Below are 15,064 nucleotides of genomic sequence, written 5' to 3' on the forward strand. Positions count from 1 at the left end.
AAACCAGCCGCATGAGTAACGGCTGGTTTTTGATCGTTTTATGCAATAGTTTTGACAAACAAATGTGCTGTTTCTGCACTTGATCCGGGGTTTTGTCCAGTAATGATTTGTCCGTCAACGACAGCAAATGGCGCAAAGGCATCTCCTTTTTCAAACGCTGCCCCCTGCTCACGAAGTTTTGTTTCCAATAAAAATGGAACCTTTGATGTCAGCTGCACGGCTTCCTCTTCTTCGTTGGTGAAGCCTGTGATTTTTTTGCCTTCGATAAATGATTTGCCATTTTCGTCCTTCACATCAACGAATGCTGAAACACCATGACAAACGGCTCCGATCGAACCATTTTTCTCTGAAACCGCTAAGATCGCATCCGCTACCAATTGATTAGACGCAAAGTCGATCATAGGGCCGTGTCCCCCAGCAAAGAAAATGCCGTCATAATCAGCTGGATTCACATCTGTAAGCGCCTTTGTGTCTTGAAGTCGTTCATACACATCTTGATATTGCGCTGGAACACCTTCAGGAATTGAATTTTTGTCAATCGGTACAGTGCCACCTTGAATAGAGACAATTTGTACTTCTAGTTCATTTTCTTTAAAAATATGAAATGGCTCTGCTAACTCTTCTAGCCATAAGCCTGTTGGATGTCCATTCATTTCTGGGCTGCTTGTCGATACTAATAACACTTTCTTACTCATCTTGATCATCCTTTCGATTTATCCTGTGGTTATTTTATATTTTGCACAATTAAATATCAAGCAATATGACTTTGGGTCAGTTCTTTATGTTATACCCGATTTTCTAAAAAATATGGTATGACTCAAAATCTAATCAATATGTCACATTCTATTGGTAGGGAATTTCATGTAAAATTGTCATTGAGTGATATAATATGAGGAAAGATTGACAGATCTCTCGTGTCACATGAGGGGATTTTTAAAGGAGTGGAAAAAGAGATGAAAACCTATTCGATTGTGATGATCATCATCACGCTCTGTATTATATTGGCCGTCTTTTTAATGAACCTAACAGGGGTCATGTACGGAAAAATCATTTTGGCCGTTGCTGTTGCCCTTTGTCTGACATCCATTATTCGTTTGATGGGACTTCGAAAAAGATAAAAGCCGCCCTTTCTAGGGGCGGCTTTATTTAAGATTAGATCGCCAGCATCAGTGCAATTAATGCAAGAAGCGCTGGTACTCCTTGTTTGATGATAATTGATTTATTGGATGTTACACCGCCAAATACTGCTGCGATGATGACACAAAGAATGAAAAATAGCTGAATCATATATCCAACGGTATTCGATCCAAGAATGAGTCCCCAAATGAGTCCTGCTGCTAAAAACCCGTTATAAAGCCCCTGATTAGCAAACATCACTTTGACATTTGGATCTTTTTGCAAGTGTTCTGGCAGCTTAAAAGATCTCTTCGCCATCTTTGATTCCATAAAAAACATTTCTAATAACATGATGACAATGTGTTCTAATGCGACAATTCCTACTAAAATCATTGCTAAAATATTCAATTTAGTTAATTCCTTTCTGATAGACGGTCACGAATCTCTATTTTGTCCGTGTATAAATCAAAGTCTTGTATTAATTCTAGCGCTTCTGTAAAGCGACTTTGTGGAATGTCTTTCATTTTTCTCACGCCGAATTCCTTTTTAATGAAAGCCATGATGGTATTGATATGAAGCTTACCATGACCATCATACTCCAAATGGCTGCAAAAAGTCTGCATCGTCCCTCGAATCACCTTTAATTGCTTGGCAGTGACATAACTCATTGGTAACGCTCATCCTTTCCTTTGTTTTAACAGCTAAAAGAATCATGGTTGAAAGAAAAACCTTCCAGGCTCTATTATATAATGGTTTCATTCGGATATCAAAATAAAAAAGAACAGACATTCGATTAAAAACCAAATCGTGTCTTTATAATCCTTTTCTCACATATCAAAAAGCCGAATTCAATAGTAGAATCCGGCTTTCTATTTAGTTACTTTTCGAAATTAACACCTTTCCAACAGAACGATCCTTACTTTGTCCAACGACTTTAAAGGATAATCCATAGTTCGGTACATCGCGTCCTGCATCTGGGTTATTTGGATTCACATAGTTCTTTTTATCACTAAATGTACGAGTCGGGCGAATGTAGCGATCTTGCAAAGTTAAGCCCGTTGTTGCTGTATAATCGATATTCAGCTTCGTACTTGGATTCAAAGAGAATGCTGCATCATGTACTTGGAAGCCTGTGGCGGCAATGGAACCGTCACTCCATTTTAATACTTGCTGATCTGCATCTACTACGCCAAGGAAGCCGTTCCCCGGATGCTTTCCAACCCAGTTATCACTGTATGATTGATCGACTAACCACACGACCAAACCGTTATTATAGCTCATCAGACTTGCACCACGTTTAATATGCTTTAAGCCTTTATCGACATCAGCATAAGAGCGCCACTCTAGTAAATAGTATTGTGCTGCATATTGTTTTCCATTAGATTTTGAGAATCCATTAAAGGTAAAAGTAGATGTATCCTCGGCATCATCTGACCATACGTTCGTTCCATCTGCTTTGACGTTCAGATCATCTACAAATAAACCTGGAAGTGAATAGCCTGCATCGGTTGTGTAACGGAATTGCAGGTCGATTTTCTTCCCTGCATAAGCAGACAGGTCAAAGGATGCATCTACCCAGCCGTCTGATTTTCCATCGATGCCATTGCCTTCGTTTGCACCTGCTTCATTTCGATCATTCGTGATGTTACCCGCGATGGTCTTCCATTGATCAGTCCCTGTTTCACGCACTTCGACATACGCATAATCATAATCTTCTTCAATATCGTACCATGCTTTAAATGTCAGCTCTGCTTTGCTTCCTTTTGACAAATCAATACCTGTTGTCGTCATGGTTGCATTCAAATTGTCACCCGTTCCGCTGAAGTACGAATATTTTCCTTGAGCAGGTGTCGTAACGACAATCTCTTTATCTGGTAAATCGACTCGAACGGCGTCATGGTTCGTTCCTTTTGTTGCTGCTTCATCAATTAAGACGGTTTTGCTTTTCTTTAATGTTTTACCATCGATGGTTTGTCCAGAAAGCCAGTTGCCCCCATGCAGATTTTGAAGCATTTCTTTCGCATATGGGCTAAAGCCTGTTGGTTCCGTGCCAGGAACTTTACCTGCCCAGCTTCCGCTTGACATGATCGACCAGTAAGAAACGGGCTCTCCGTTGCCTGTGTACTGTGTATCGTACTCGTCAGGAAGACCAAGATCATGTCCGAATTCATGTGTAAACACACCTGCTGCGCCATCTTCAGGCTCAATGGTGTAATCCAATGCGCCTATTTTCCCGCCTTGTCCGACTTCAGATTCAGTATCGGGAATTTCAAATACATCACCAAGTGACCAGCGGTGTGACCAAATCGCATCAGCGCCAAGTTGTCCGCCGCCTGCTTCTTCACCTACACCCGCATGAACGACCATCAGATGGTCAATGATGCCGTCTGGCTCGTTATAAACACCGTCGCCATCAATATCATAGCGGTCCCATTGATCATACTCCCCAAGATCAACATTTGGATCTTTTGCTGCTGCTTCGAGTGCTTCTTTTACCAATTCGCGCGGTCTGCCGTCACTGCCTGAATCGTCAGGTACGTTCCCTCCGTAATAAGCTGCTTCATGCTTCGCTGTATACCATCCTGCAACTGTTCCACTGACTGTGTAACTGCCGCCGGACTGCTTTTCATAATATTGCTTCATGGATACTTTTCGTTTCCCATCTGGACCGATGTAGCCATTTTTTCCGAAAAGCATATCTTGATAATGCTGTTGATCAAACTTGTTATAATACATATCAGTCTCTTCTTTTTTGATACTATTATGCTTATAATCTTTAAAATCTACTAATAAAACCAATACCTTATCATTGCGGACGTCACCTTTATACTTTTCCTTTTTGACCGGCTTTACTTGATTGCCTTCTTTTCCTTTATGCTTCTTTAACTTTTTCTTTTTTGCAAGTTTGTTATGTACCTCTTGTTTGTATTCTTTCAGGAATTCAGGCTCTTCTGTTAAGGTGCTGGCACTTTGTTTCATTGCCGATTCTTCTTTTTTCTTTAGATAGTTCTTTAATGCTTTTTGGGTTTCTGCCTCATTGGCATTCTTTTTGATCTTTCCTTGTTTTTTCAAGGCTTTGACGAGACGGTCTTCATTTACGACACTTGAGTCAAATGGAATACCTGAATAATGACCGCCATCAGAGGATGTTGATTTTTCTGTGGTGTGGGCAGATAGAGGGGTGCTGAAAGCTGTCAATGTTCCTAAACTTAGGACAGCGGTTAGTGCAATTTTCGTCCATTTCCCTTGTTTCATTTTGGTTCCTCCCTATTTTGGTAATAAATAATATCTAATTCTAGCATATTCCAATATACTTAAGTCGAAAAACATTTTATTTTCAGAAATTTTGTGGAAAATGCACAATACGGGAATGAAATGGGTGGAACCATATGTCGAAAATAAAAGAACCCTAGGCGATAACCGCCTAGGGTGTTTGTTGTTTTTCTATGAAAGCTGCTGGCCTTGAAAGGCAACCACGTCAAGTGGAGCGGCTAAGAATTCTTTTGCCTTCGCTACGAACGCCTGGAAATGAGCACTTGCATTATGGCTTTGAACAGCAGCGTCATCTTTCCACACTTCTACCATTAAAAAGGTATTTTCCTTATCTGTATCCTTGAACAGCTTGTAGGAAACATTGCCTTCTTCAGCCTGTGAAGCTTTCATTAATTCGTTGATTTCTTCTAAAAATACGTTTTCTTTTTCTGGATGAATGGTCATCCCTGCATGAATAATAATCATTTGATCGTCTCCTTTTGAAAAGATATTATTTCCACTCAGCAATACGATCAACCGGTAAACGGTAAGATGCATAGCCTTCGTCAGCTGCTTTCCCAATTGATAGCAGCATGACTGGTACATAACGTTCTTTATCCCAGCCAAATGTTTCAGCAATGACTTCTTTATCATATCCGCCAATTGGATTTGTATCATAACCGTGTGCACGTGCAGCAAGCATAAGCTGCATAGACACAATCCCACCGTCAATTAAAATTGTTTCGCGGTTCACTTGCTCTGGAAGAACTTCAAAGTGTGCAGTTAATGCAGCAATTTGTCTTTCTTTCACTTCTTGCGGCATGTATCCATGCTCTACTGCTTTTGAATAAATTTCTTCTAAGTATTCATCGTTTTTCATATCTGCAAAAACTGCAATGACAGCTGCTGATGTTGACACTTGTGTTTGGTTGAATTTTGCAAGTGGTGCAAGCTTTTCTTTTCCTTCTGGGCTGTCAATCACCATGAAGCGCCAAGGCTGTGCATTCACTGATGATGGTGCAGTTGTTGCTTCTTCTAAAATCTCTGTCATTTCTTCTTTGCTGATTTTCACAGATGGATCATAGTTACGAATAGAGCGGCGCCCTTTCATAATTTCCATAAAATCGTTTGTTTTTAATGTTGTAGCCATGTGTAACACTCCTTTAGGTTGTTTGAATCTTTTCGATGTTTTGTTGTATACGGATGAGCACATCAGTGAGAAGCCTTCGTTCTTCTTCACTTACGTTTTCAAGCATTTCTGAGATAAATCGTTCTTTTTCTATTTTAGAAGCTTCGATTCTTGTTCTGCCTTCGTCTGTTAAGCGAACAAGTGTGACTCGATTGTCTTCTGGTTTTCTTCTGCGTGTGACCATTCCTTTTGTTTCTAACTGTTTTAAGTGACGCGTCACAGCTGCACTATCAATATTTACTTTTTTCTGCAAATCTGATTGGCTGATTTCATCGGCTTGGAATAACAGCGATAACAACTCAAGTCTTGATTGGCTGATGCCCGTGCATGCTTCGAACTTCACGCCCATCATACGGTTCACGCACTGCAAACGATATAATACCTCTGCCTCTTCAGAGCAAAATGCAGTCAATGCCATCCCCTCTTTTCTATTCAGAAATCAATTACTTGATATATCAATCATTGACTCGTCAATTAATATACACCCATTGTTTGATGATTGCAAGAGGTTTGTTTCATAAAGTGAATTTTTTTATTTCAATAGAAAAAGACGAGCATAAAAAAAGACAAAAGCGACGAATCACTTTTGTCCTTTTTCTTTATTCAGTAATGACCGTGTGGATCAAAGTTGGTGCATCGGCATGATCAGCGATGCGGATGTTGTCATAAATTTTCTCCATGACATTTGCAACATCTTCTCGATTCGCATGCAGAGTCACAAGTGAATCTCCTTTTTCAACACGATCGCCCACTTTTTTGTTCAGCATGATGCCGACAGATAGGTCGATATCATCCTCTTTTGTTGCGCGTCCTGCTCCAAGAATCATCGCTGCAACACCGATTTCGTCCGCGACGATTTCAGCTACGACACCTGATTCTTTTGCAGGTACTTCGATTTTGTAAGGTGCTTGCGGCAGTTTTTCAGGCTGATCCACAATGGAGCTGTCTCCACCTTGGTTTTCTAAGAATTCCTTGAATTTCTCAAGTGCTTTGCCGTTTTTCATCACTTCAATCAGCTTTTCTCTTGCTTCATCAAGTGTGTCTGCTTTTTTCGCAAGAACGACCATTTGACTTCCTAATGTGAGCACAAGCTCGTTTAAGTCTTCAGGACCTTCGCCTCGAAGCGTATCAATCGCTTCTTTCACTTCAAGGGAATTTCCAATCGCTAATCCTAGCGGCTGGGACATGTCAGAGATGACCGCCATCGTTTGTCTGCCTACGTTATTTCCGATGCGCACCATGGCTTTTGCAAGCTTCTCTGAGTCTTCTGGTGTTTTCATGAAAGCACCTGCGCCTGTTTTCACATCGAGTACAATCGCATCTGCACCAGCAGCAATTTTCTTACTCATAATGGAGCTTGCAATAAGCGGAATTGAGTTAACAGTTCCTGTCACATCACGAAGAGCATACAGCTTTTTATCAGCTGGTGTCAGGTTGCCTGATTGACCAATAACCGCTACTTTATGACGGTTCACGAGCTCGATGAATTCGTCTTTTGTAATTTCTACGTGGAAGCCTTTGACCGCTTCAAGCTTGTCCACTGTACCGCCTGTATGCCCAAGGCCGCGCCCAGACATTTTCGCAACAGGTACATCTAGTGCCGCAACAAGAGGAGCGAGTACAAGCGTAGTTGTATCACCTACACCGCCTGTTGAGTGCTTGTCTACTTTAATACCCTCAATAGCAGACAGGTCAATTGTATCTCCTGAGTTCGCCATAGCGAGTGTTAAATCTGCACGTTCTTGATCCGTCATATCTTGGAAGAAAATTGCCATAGCCAAGGCACTTGCTTGGTAGTCAGGAATTGTTCCGTCCGTATAACCTTTGACAAAGAAAGAAATTTCCTCTGAAGATAATTCTTTTCCGTCACGTTTTTTCGCAATGATATCTACCATTCTCATTGTTTTCACCATTCCTTTTTTTAAATTAGTAAATCAAACCGACAACGCCTGCTGTTAAGAAGCTGACAAGAGTTGCACCGAATAACAGCTTTAATCCAAAGCGTGCGACAACGTTCCCTTGCTTTTCGTTTAAGCCTTTGACTGCTCCAGCAATGATACCGATAGAAGAGAAGTTCGCAAATGATACAAGGAATACAGAAATAATCGCTTCTGTACGAGCACTGAATTGGAAAGCATCACCGGATAGAATTTGCATTGCCACAAATTCGTTCGATACCATTTTGGTCGCCATAATGCTTCCTGCTTGTACTGCTTCGCTCCAAGGTACACCGACAAGGAACGCAAATGGAGCAAAGACATATCCAAGTACATCTTGGAAAGAAACACCGATAACTGCTGTAAAGATACCGTTAATCATCGCAATTAATGCAACGAATCCAATCAACATTGCAGCAACAACAATCGCTACTTTGAAACCATCCATGATGTATTCGCCAAGCATTTCGAAGAAGGATTGTCTTTCTTCCTCGACGACTTCAAGCATGTCTTCGTCCTTAGACACTTCATATGGATTGATGATCGATGCGATAATAAATCCACCAAATAGGTTCAGCACAAGTGCTGTAACCACGTACTCTGGTTTAATCATTTGCATGTACGCACCAACAATCGACATCGAAACCGTCGACATTGCAGATGCACATAATGTATAAAGACGCTGCTGTGGTAATAATCCAAGTTGTTTCTTAATAGAAATAAAGACTTCTGATTGACCTAAAATCGCAGACGCTACTGCGTTGTAAGATTCTAGTTTTCCCATACCGTTTACTTTACTAAGCAAATATCCGATTCCACGTACGATAAGCGGAAGAATACGCCAATGCTGCAGGATACCGATTAACGCCGAGATAAAGACGATCGGCAGTAAAACATTGATGAAGAAAGTAGACGCTTTATCATTCATTAACCCGCCAAATACAAAGTTGATTCCTTCGCCGGCATAGCCTAGAAGCATTTGGAATCCTTTTGCAAAGCCTCCGACTAGGAAGTTTCCAACACCTGTATTGAGCAGAATATAACCTAAAATAAATTGCAGTACAATCATGACAATTACTGGACGGAATTTCACTCGTTTTTTCCCATTACTAGCCAGCCATGCAATGGCCAGAATCACTAGCAAACCGATGATACCAATCACGTATTTCATGTTTTTCCTCCTTGAATGAATTCGTTTACATTAATGCGCTTGTATGGAACAAACCCTATTTCGTAAACAAAACGCGGAAGAAATTCCCAGAAGAGAGGTCCTTCCGCATATGACTTTTTCATCATTTATGAGTCATGAATGTTATCCTACCATAGGATCGTATGAATTAATAGTCTTTCGAAGGAGATGATTGATCCCCTTTGATAATGGAAACGCCTGCACTTGCGCCAATACGGGTAGCACCTGCAGCTGTCATTGCCTCAACGTCTTCTTTTGTTCTCACGCCGCCTGATGCTTTCACACCGATGTCAGGTCCTACTGTTTTACGCATTAATGCGATGTCCTCAGCTGTTGCACCGCCTGTACTAAATCCAGTCGATGTTTTCACAAAATCAGCGCCCGCTTTCACTGAAAGCTCACAAGCTTTGACTTTTTCCTCATCAGTAAGTAAACATGTTTCAATGATAACTTTCACTAATGCTTTGCCTTTTGCTGCGTCTACAACTGCACGAATATCTTGTTCAACCACATCATATTCGCCGTCTTTCAATGCGGCAACATTGATGACCATGTCCACTTCTGTTGCACCGTTTTCAATCGCATCCTTTGTTTCGAATGCTTTCACCGCTGTTGTGTTAGCGCCTAATGGGAAACCGATGACTGTACATACATCAACACCTGTTCCTGCTAGTTCTTTCGATGCAAGAGATACCCAAGTTGGGTTCACGCAAACAGATGCAAATTGATGAGTCTTTGCTTCTTCAAGTAACTGCATAATTGCAGCTCTAGATGTATCTGGTTTTAGTGCTGTATGATCAATGAGCTTTGCTATCGTCATGCTTCACACTTCCTTTTAATTATGATACTTTCATCATATATGACGGATGAACAATTGTAAACATGGTTATGAAATTTTGTTCATCTATTTTGTGACATTTAAAAGAGCCCTCGCTGTGTGCTGATCGATGATCAATACATTCGCATATTTTCCTCTTAGTGCACCGTGTATAGAAGCCACCTTTCGATGACCGCCAGCGACAAGAATGGATTGTTCTTTTGTCCTTAAATCATCTAGCTCCACACCAATTGTGCGATTGTTAATGGCTTCACTGCAAATGCGTCCATCTTGATCATAAAAACGCGAGCAAATGTCTCCGACACTGGATGCCTTGAGGAGCGCTTTTTCTTCTTCACGGAAATAACCTAGTCTAAACAAAAGTGCCTCATCTCTTACCGTTCCAACAGTAAACACAGCGATATTCGCCTGCTTCCCCATTTCAATAATTCGCTGAATGTGTCTGTCCTGCTCAACCATTTCCTTGACAGCAGCACTATCAAATACAACAGGAAGCGGCAAATAGCGCGGTGCTGTTTGAAAGGCCTCAGCAAACAACTGAATGGTTTCCGCAGAATATGTATTCACATGAGAATGGCTGATTCCGCCCTTGAGCTGGACAACCTCTACACCTTTTACCTGTTTAGGTTGCATCTTTTGTGCAATTTGATACATAGTCGTTCCCCAGCTCACGCCAACGATATCACCGTCTTTCACCGTCTCTTGCAAGTAATCTGCACCAAATCGGCTCAAATAATCAGTGATAGTTGGATAGTCGTCCTTTGGCGAAAACACCACATGAGCTTCGAGCAGGTCATATTTTTCCTTAAGCAATGAAGAAAGCTCGTTTAAATCCTCAAACGGATCCATCACCGTAATCTGGACGTATCCCTTCTCTTTCGCATATTGAAGTAGCCGAGATACAGTCGGTCTCGACAAGTTGAGCTGCTTGGCAATTTCCTGCTGGCTGTAATCAGACAAATAGTAAAGCCTCGCCGCTTCAATACTCAGCTGTTGTTTCTCTCGATCCATTCATACGCCCCCTTTTCTCTTCTATCATAACAAATCGTTCACCTCTTCATGCACAATTGTTCATTTGAAGAAAACGGTATAAGTGGCATGAAAGGTCTCATTCTGTTCTAACGTTTGAATGCCAAACTTCTCTTTATACTGCCCATTCGTCCCTTCCATATCGGCGATGCCATACCACGGCTCAATACAAACAAAAGGAGCCATCGTTCCTTTTTCTTGGTCATAAAGCGACCAAATGCCCACGAACGGAAAACCAGTGAGATCGACCTCAACTCCGTGACCTGACCTAGAAGTCAAAGACACTCGATTGATATGGCTAAAGATCATCGCATCATGCTGAAAAAGCTCTGGCCGAAGCTGGATCGGCTCAATCTCAATGCCTTTTCTTTTCTCTCTGACAAGTGAATTCCGCAGTTCATATTGCACAGGGAGATGTTCAGTCGAAGGTGTCAATGTGAGTGAATAATCTGCTGCTTGCTCACCTTCAACAAGAGGAACACGAAATGCTGGGTGCCCTCCAATGGAGAAATACATCGTATCATCTCCGTCATGATCAATTTCCCAGGAAATCTTCAGTCCATTTTCTAATAGTTCATAACGAATACGTGCTGTAAATTCATACGGGTATTGCTTCATGTGCCGGCCTCTTGATTCATATTGAAAGGTCACCGTATGCTCCGTTTCTTCAGATAAATCAAAATTGACATCACGCAAAAATCCATGCTGCGTGAGCTTGAAGGTTTGATCGCCAATCTTGTATTGATCATTCATTAATCGCCCAACAATCGGAAACAAGACAGGCGACACCCTGCCCCAATAAGCTGGATCACCAGACCACATATAGTGACGTCCGCTTTTCTTGTCAAGCACCTCCCTGACTTCCGCTCCCTTTTCATGAATCTGAACCAATAACTGATCATTTTCGATCGTTCTCATTCAACACATCCCCTTTCCTTCTTCTTTTATTATGACAGGGATTTTGGTTTTGAGTATCAAATTCGACATCTCTTCACCCACCAATTCTTTTTTCCTATGAAAAAAATTTAAAAAAAGACAGAAATTCGCCAACAAAATGTAATGCTGATTCGTCTAATCTTATATAAAATAAAAGAATCGTTGCTCTTTTGAATGAACAACAAAAAGAAGCGTTTGACATTGATGGGGGATTCATTTTCATGAACAGCAAGGAAAATCGTTTTCGTTATATTTTAGGATTAGATGGACTAAGAGCCGTTGCTGTATTGGCAGTCATTGCTTATCACTTACATATCGGACCCGCAAGCGGCGGGTTTCTTGGCGTTGATTTATTTTTTGTCATTTCTGGTTACTTGATTACAACGATCTTGTTACATAAGCAGGATTTAGGCTATCAAGAGCTTTTGCCATTTTGGATGGGACGGATCAGGAGGCTTCTTCCAGCTGCTTACATCATGATTTTTATAACCGTCAGCTGGTGCGCGATTGCTGGTTCAAACGCATTATTGTCCATTCGTGGCGATGCCATATCGTCCTTTTTTTATGTCAGTAACTGGTGGTATATTTTTCACGAGCTTTCATATTTTGATAGCTTCAATGCCCTATCTCCACTGAAAAATTTGTGGTCTTTAGCAATTGAAGAGCAATTTTATATCATTTGGCCGATACTGTTGATTGCAGGGCTGAAATGGGTAAAAAACAGATCTCATCTGCCTATGATCACCTTTGGCCTAGCACTTGTCTCCGCCCTATGGATGGCGATTCTTTATTCACCAGATACCGATCCAAGCAGGGTTTATTATGGAACAGATACTCGTGCATTTGCGCTCTTGATTGGATGCAGTCTGGCATTTGTGTGGCCTATGCAAAGACTATCCAGCAAGAAATTACTTCCTGTTGGCAGACGTATTTTACATATTGCCGGGTTCGGTTCGTTTGCGATTTTCCTACTTTGTATTTATGCAGTGGACGATTTCGATGCCTTTCTCTATCAGGGCGGCATGCTTTTATTCTGTCTGAATGCAGCCATCTTAATTGCGTGCGTCTGCCACCCTGCAAGTCTTATCGGGAAATGGCTGTCCTTTCAGCCGCTCGTCTGGCTTGGTAAGCGGTCTTATGGTATTTACCTGTGGCATTATCCCATTATCGTACTGACCACACCGGTCATTGAAATTGGACAGCCTTCCATCGCGCGTGTCACATTGCAGTTCATCGCCATTTTACTAGTTGCTGAGGCTTCATATCGCTTCATCGAACAGCCAATCCGCCAGCATGGCTTCAGACAATATTTTGCCTCTTGGTCTATTTGGAAAAAAGGCATCAAACAATGGTCTACATCTAATAAGGTGTTCCTGGGAATCACCGCAGCTCTTTTGATCTTATTTATCATTGGCATGTCTAGCTCGTCCACTTCCTCCCCACATGTGAAGGAAGTGACGCAAATTAAGACAGCACCGAAAAAAACAGCCGAACCATCGGAATCAAAAACGAAGAAAAAGAAAGAAAAGCACGAGAAAAAAGCAGCTGATCAAAAACAATTTCACCAAATTCTTGCCATTGGTGATTCTGTCATGTTAGACATTGCGCCGAATCTTGAAAAAGCATATAAACAGATCACCATCGATGGGAAAGTTGGCAGACAGATGAACGAAGCCATCAGCATCGCCCCTCAATACAAATCATTTAATCAATCTGATGCCGCTGTTATCATTGAACTTGGCACAAATGGTTATTTTACTGAGGACACGCTGAAAGCATTCATTCAAAACTTTTCAAAGGCACATATTTTCCTAGTGAATACGAGGGTCCCGAGATCATGGGAAAATGATGTGAATGCGGTAATTCAGCGAGTGGCAGATCAAGATCAAAATGTCACCTTGGTTGATTGGCATTCAGCCGCTAGTGGACAGCCATCCTATTTCCAGCCCGATGGTGTTCACCTTTCAAAAAAAGGTTCTGACACATTGACCCAGCTCATCACAGCGAGCATCAAGAAAAAAGGGGATGTGTCGACGTCATCATAAAAAAACTAGCATCCAGCTTGTCAATGTGAAGAAATTTGTGCAGGTGCTCTACTATGAAGCAAAACGTATTTTTATGGAAGATGAAAAAAAGACATGCTCTCCCATGATGGGGCGTCATGTCTTTTTTTGTGATGGATTGCAGGAGCTTATGCAGCACGGAAACTGCATTATGTTTTACTTTTAAAGGACCAAACTATTACAGGTATGAGAAATAAAGATAAAATTCCTCCGCTTAAAGATAATGTCGCATAACTCGTATTCGCAGCTACCATTCCTGAAAGAGCACCGCCAGCAGCACCTGCTAACGCAATAAAAACATCGAGTGTTCCTTGGGTTTTGGCCCGGGTTGATGGTTCTGTAGAATCAACTATTTGAGCAGTACCACTAATTAAACCAAAGTTCCATCCCAATCCAAGTAAAGACAGAGCAATGATTAATAGAATCATTGAATCACTTGGTGCGAATGCTGCTAATAAACCAGCAAGTAACAATGTTATGCCCGACGCTATGCTCATAGTTGTTCGTCCTAATTTATCTACAAGTACACCCGTGATAGGTGAAGGAAGATACATTGCACCTATATGAAAACCAATAACAATTCCCACTTCGGCTAATCCATAACCATGATGCTGCATATGTACCGGTGTCATAGTCATGAGTGCAACCATGACAATTTGAGTTAAGATCATAACCGTGGCACCTACTGTAATCCCTTTTTTATCTATTGTTTTATCAACAGCATCTGGTTGATTTCCATGCTCATGTTTTGCTTTGTACGCTGCTATTCTTTGAGCAATAACTAACGGATCAGGACGCAGCAGAATAAAAAGGACAAGACCTGCTACAATAAATGCTGCGGCTGATAAAATAAAGGGACCCGCAAGTGATGGAACACCAATTGATACGGCGAATTTACCCATCATTTCAACTAAATTCGGACCTGCTACAGCCCCAAATGTTGTCATGACCATTGTCATACTAATGGCCGTTGCACGTTGTTTAGAGTTCGCTAAGTCAGTCCCAGCATAACGAGCTTGTAAATTTGTGGCTGTTCCCGCACCGTAAATGAAGAGCGATGCAAATAATAAAATGACACTATTCATCATAGCTGCAATCACAACGCCAATTGCTCCGATCCCTCCAACAACAAAACCTGTCGATAAACCGATGCGTCGTCCATAACGTTGTGAAAGTTTCCCTACAATGAAAGCTGCCCAAGCCGACCCCAAAGTAAATAAAGCCATTGGCACTCCTGCATAGGCTTCCGTTTCAAGCATTTGTTGAGCTAAAAGGGCACCTACCGTAATCCCTGCGGCTAGTCCAGCCCCTCCAAATATTTGCGATAAACTAACAACGAACAATACTCGTTTATATAATTTTTTCAATTTTTGGGGTGAATCTATATAATTCTTAATGATATCTTGTTCTGTATTTAACACTTGTAAACACCCACTTGAAATTTATTTGCAAAACGTAACCTTTTTATCATTCACGTCTACAACCCTCCATTTGAATCACCCTATGTTCGTATTC

Annotated in this window: 14 protein-coding genes and 1 pseudogene; 2 read left to right on the forward strand and 13 right to left on the reverse strand. The window is 41.4% G+C overall.

Annotated elements, in window-relative coordinates:
• Positions 1-38: 38 nt before the first annotated feature.
• The gene (locus NSQ72_RS18400; RefSeq protein WP_341084909.1) at positions 39-695 is read right to left on the reverse strand and encodes a type 1 glutamine amidotransferase domain-containing protein; all 657 of its coding nucleotides are present in this window, start codon (positions 693-695) and stop codon (positions 39-41) included.
• A 258-nt stretch (positions 696-953) separates the two neighbouring features.
• Here NSQ72_RS18400 and NSQ72_RS18405 point away from each other — a divergent pair, with 258 nt between their 5' ends.
• Positions 954-1,118, forward strand: a complete 165-nt coding sequence (locus tag NSQ72_RS18405) for a hypothetical protein (RefSeq protein WP_003214630.1) — start codon at positions 954-956, stop codon at positions 1,116-1,118.
• 34 nt (positions 1,119-1,152) lie between these two features.
• Here the strand turns inward: NSQ72_RS18405 and NSQ72_RS18410 are convergent, their stop codons facing one another.
• The 11 genes and pseudogenes from NSQ72_RS18410 to NSQ72_RS18460 form a co-directional block, all read right to left on the reverse strand.
• Positions 1,153-1,524: a DUF1304 domain-containing protein gene (locus NSQ72_RS18410; RefSeq protein WP_034281380.1), complete on the reverse strand. Its 372-nt coding sequence runs from the start codon at positions 1,522-1,524 to the stop codon at positions 1,153-1,155.
• Positions 1,525-1,529: 5 nt separating this feature from the next.
• Entirely contained in the window at positions 1,530-1,784 is a 255-nt protein-coding gene (locus NSQ72_RS18415; RefSeq protein WP_039182618.1) for an ORF6C domain-containing protein, read from the reverse strand.
• Positions 1,785-1,989: 205 nt separating this feature from the next.
• Positions 1,990-4,371, reverse strand: coding sequence for an immune inhibitor A domain-containing protein (locus tag NSQ72_RS18420; RefSeq protein WP_341084911.1), 2,382 nt, complete (start codon positions 4,369-4,371; stop codon positions 1,990-1,992).
• 189 nt (positions 4,372-4,560) lie between these two features.
• Complete coding sequence (locus tag NSQ72_RS18425; RefSeq protein WP_039182626.1) at positions 4,561-4,854, reverse strand: putative quinol monooxygenase; 294 nt, start codon at positions 4,852-4,854, stop codon at positions 4,561-4,563.
• A 25-nt stretch (positions 4,855-4,879) separates the two neighbouring features.
• Positions 4,880-5,518, reverse strand: coding sequence for a nitroreductase family protein (locus NSQ72_RS18430; RefSeq protein ID WP_126682515.1), 639 nt, complete (start codon positions 5,516-5,518; stop codon positions 4,880-4,882).
• A gap of 13 nt (positions 5,519-5,531) precedes the next feature.
• Positions 5,532-6,016 (reverse strand): annotated as a pseudogene (locus NSQ72_RS18435) (MarR family winged helix-turn-helix transcriptional regulator).
• Positions 6,017-6,156: 140 nt separating this feature from the next.
• A complete protein-coding gene (locus NSQ72_RS18440) occupies positions 6,157-7,458 on the reverse strand; it encodes a pyrimidine-nucleoside phosphorylase (protein ID WP_039182634.1) in 1,302 nt (433 codons plus the stop codon).
• 25 nt (positions 7,459-7,483) lie between these two features.
• Complete coding sequence (locus NSQ72_RS18445; protein WP_025093762.1) at positions 7,484-8,665, reverse strand: NupC/NupG family nucleoside CNT transporter; 1,182 nt, start codon at positions 8,663-8,665, stop codon at positions 7,484-7,486.
• 166 nt (positions 8,666-8,831) lie between these two features.
• Positions 8,832-9,503, reverse strand: coding sequence for a deoxyribose-phosphate aldolase (gene deoC, locus NSQ72_RS18450; protein WP_039182640.1), 672 nt, complete (start codon positions 9,501-9,503; stop codon positions 8,832-8,834).
• Positions 9,504-9,587: 84 nt separating this feature from the next.
• On the reverse strand, positions 9,588-10,532 hold the full coding sequence (locus NSQ72_RS18455) for a sugar-binding transcriptional regulator (protein WP_341084912.1): 945 nt from the start codon (positions 10,530-10,532) through the stop codon (positions 9,588-9,590).
• A gap of 60 nt (positions 10,533-10,592) precedes the next feature.
• Entirely contained in the window at positions 10,593-11,468 is an 876-nt protein-coding gene (locus NSQ72_RS18460) for an aldose 1-epimerase family protein (protein ID WP_341084913.1), read from the reverse strand.
• A 239-nt stretch (positions 11,469-11,707) separates the two neighbouring features.
• Here NSQ72_RS18460 and NSQ72_RS18465 point away from each other — a divergent pair, with 239 nt between their 5' ends.
• Positions 11,708-13,531 (forward strand): acyltransferase family protein, encoded by a 1,824-nt coding sequence (locus NSQ72_RS18465; RefSeq protein ID WP_341084914.1) that lies wholly within the window; start codon positions 11,708-11,710, stop codon positions 13,529-13,531.
• Positions 13,532-13,698: 167 nt separating this feature from the next.
• Here NSQ72_RS18465 and NSQ72_RS18470 read toward each other — a convergent pair whose 3' ends face one another.
• Positions 13,699-14,970, reverse strand: a complete 1,272-nt coding sequence (locus NSQ72_RS18470) for an MFS transporter (protein WP_341084915.1) — start codon at positions 14,968-14,970, stop codon at positions 13,699-13,701.
• Positions 14,971-15,064 lie beyond the last annotated feature (94 nt).

It is taken from the genome of Bacillus sp. FSL R5-0659 (genome assembly GCF_038008785.1).
In the GTDB taxonomy this organism is placed as follows: Bacteria; Bacillota; Bacilli; order Bacillales; family Bacillaceae; genus Bacillus; species Bacillus safensis.

Excerpts from the sequence above, each read along its gene's own strand:
- NSQ72_RS18400 (WP_341084909.1), bottom strand. The coding sequence starts at position 695 with ATGAGTAAGAAAGTGTTATTAGTATCGACAAGCAGCCCAGAAATGAAT.
- NSQ72_RS18405 (WP_003214630.1), top strand. The coding sequence starts at position 954 with ATGAAAACCTATTCGATTGTGATGATCATCATCACGCTCTGTATTATA.
- NSQ72_RS18415 (WP_039182618.1), bottom strand. The coding sequence starts at position 1,784 with ATGAGTTATGTCACTGCCAAGCAATTAAAGGTGATTCGAGGGACGATG.
- NSQ72_RS18420 (WP_341084911.1), bottom strand. The coding sequence starts at position 4,371 with ATGAAACAAGGGAAATGGACGAAAATTGCACTAACCGCTGTCCTAAGT.
- NSQ72_RS18425 (WP_039182626.1), bottom strand. The coding sequence starts at position 4,854 with ATGATTATTATTCATGCAGGGATGACCATTCATCCAGAAAAAGAAAAC.
- NSQ72_RS18430 (WP_126682515.1), bottom strand. The coding sequence starts at position 5,518 with ATGGCTACAACATTAAAAACAAACGATTTTATGGAAATTATGAAAGGG.
- NSQ72_RS18440 (WP_039182634.1), bottom strand. The coding sequence starts at position 7,458 with ATGAGAATGGTAGATATCATTGCGAAAAAACGTGACGGAAAAGAATTA.
- NSQ72_RS18445 (WP_025093762.1), bottom strand. The coding sequence starts at position 8,665 with ATGAAATACGTGATTGGTATCATCGGTTTGCTAGTGATTCTGGCCATT.
- deoC (WP_039182640.1), bottom strand. The coding sequence starts at position 9,503 with ATGACGATAGCAAAGCTCATTGATCATACAGCACTAAAACCAGATACA.
- NSQ72_RS18455 (WP_341084912.1), bottom strand. The coding sequence starts at position 10,532 with ATGGATCGAGAGAAACAACAGCTGAGTATTGAAGCGGCGAGGCTTTAC.
- NSQ72_RS18460 (WP_341084913.1), bottom strand. The coding sequence starts at position 11,468 with ATGAGAACGATCGAAAATGATCAGTTATTGGTTCAGATTCATGAAAAG.
- NSQ72_RS18465 (WP_341084914.1), top strand. The coding sequence starts at position 11,708 with ATGAACAGCAAGGAAAATCGTTTTCGTTATATTTTAGGATTAGATGGA.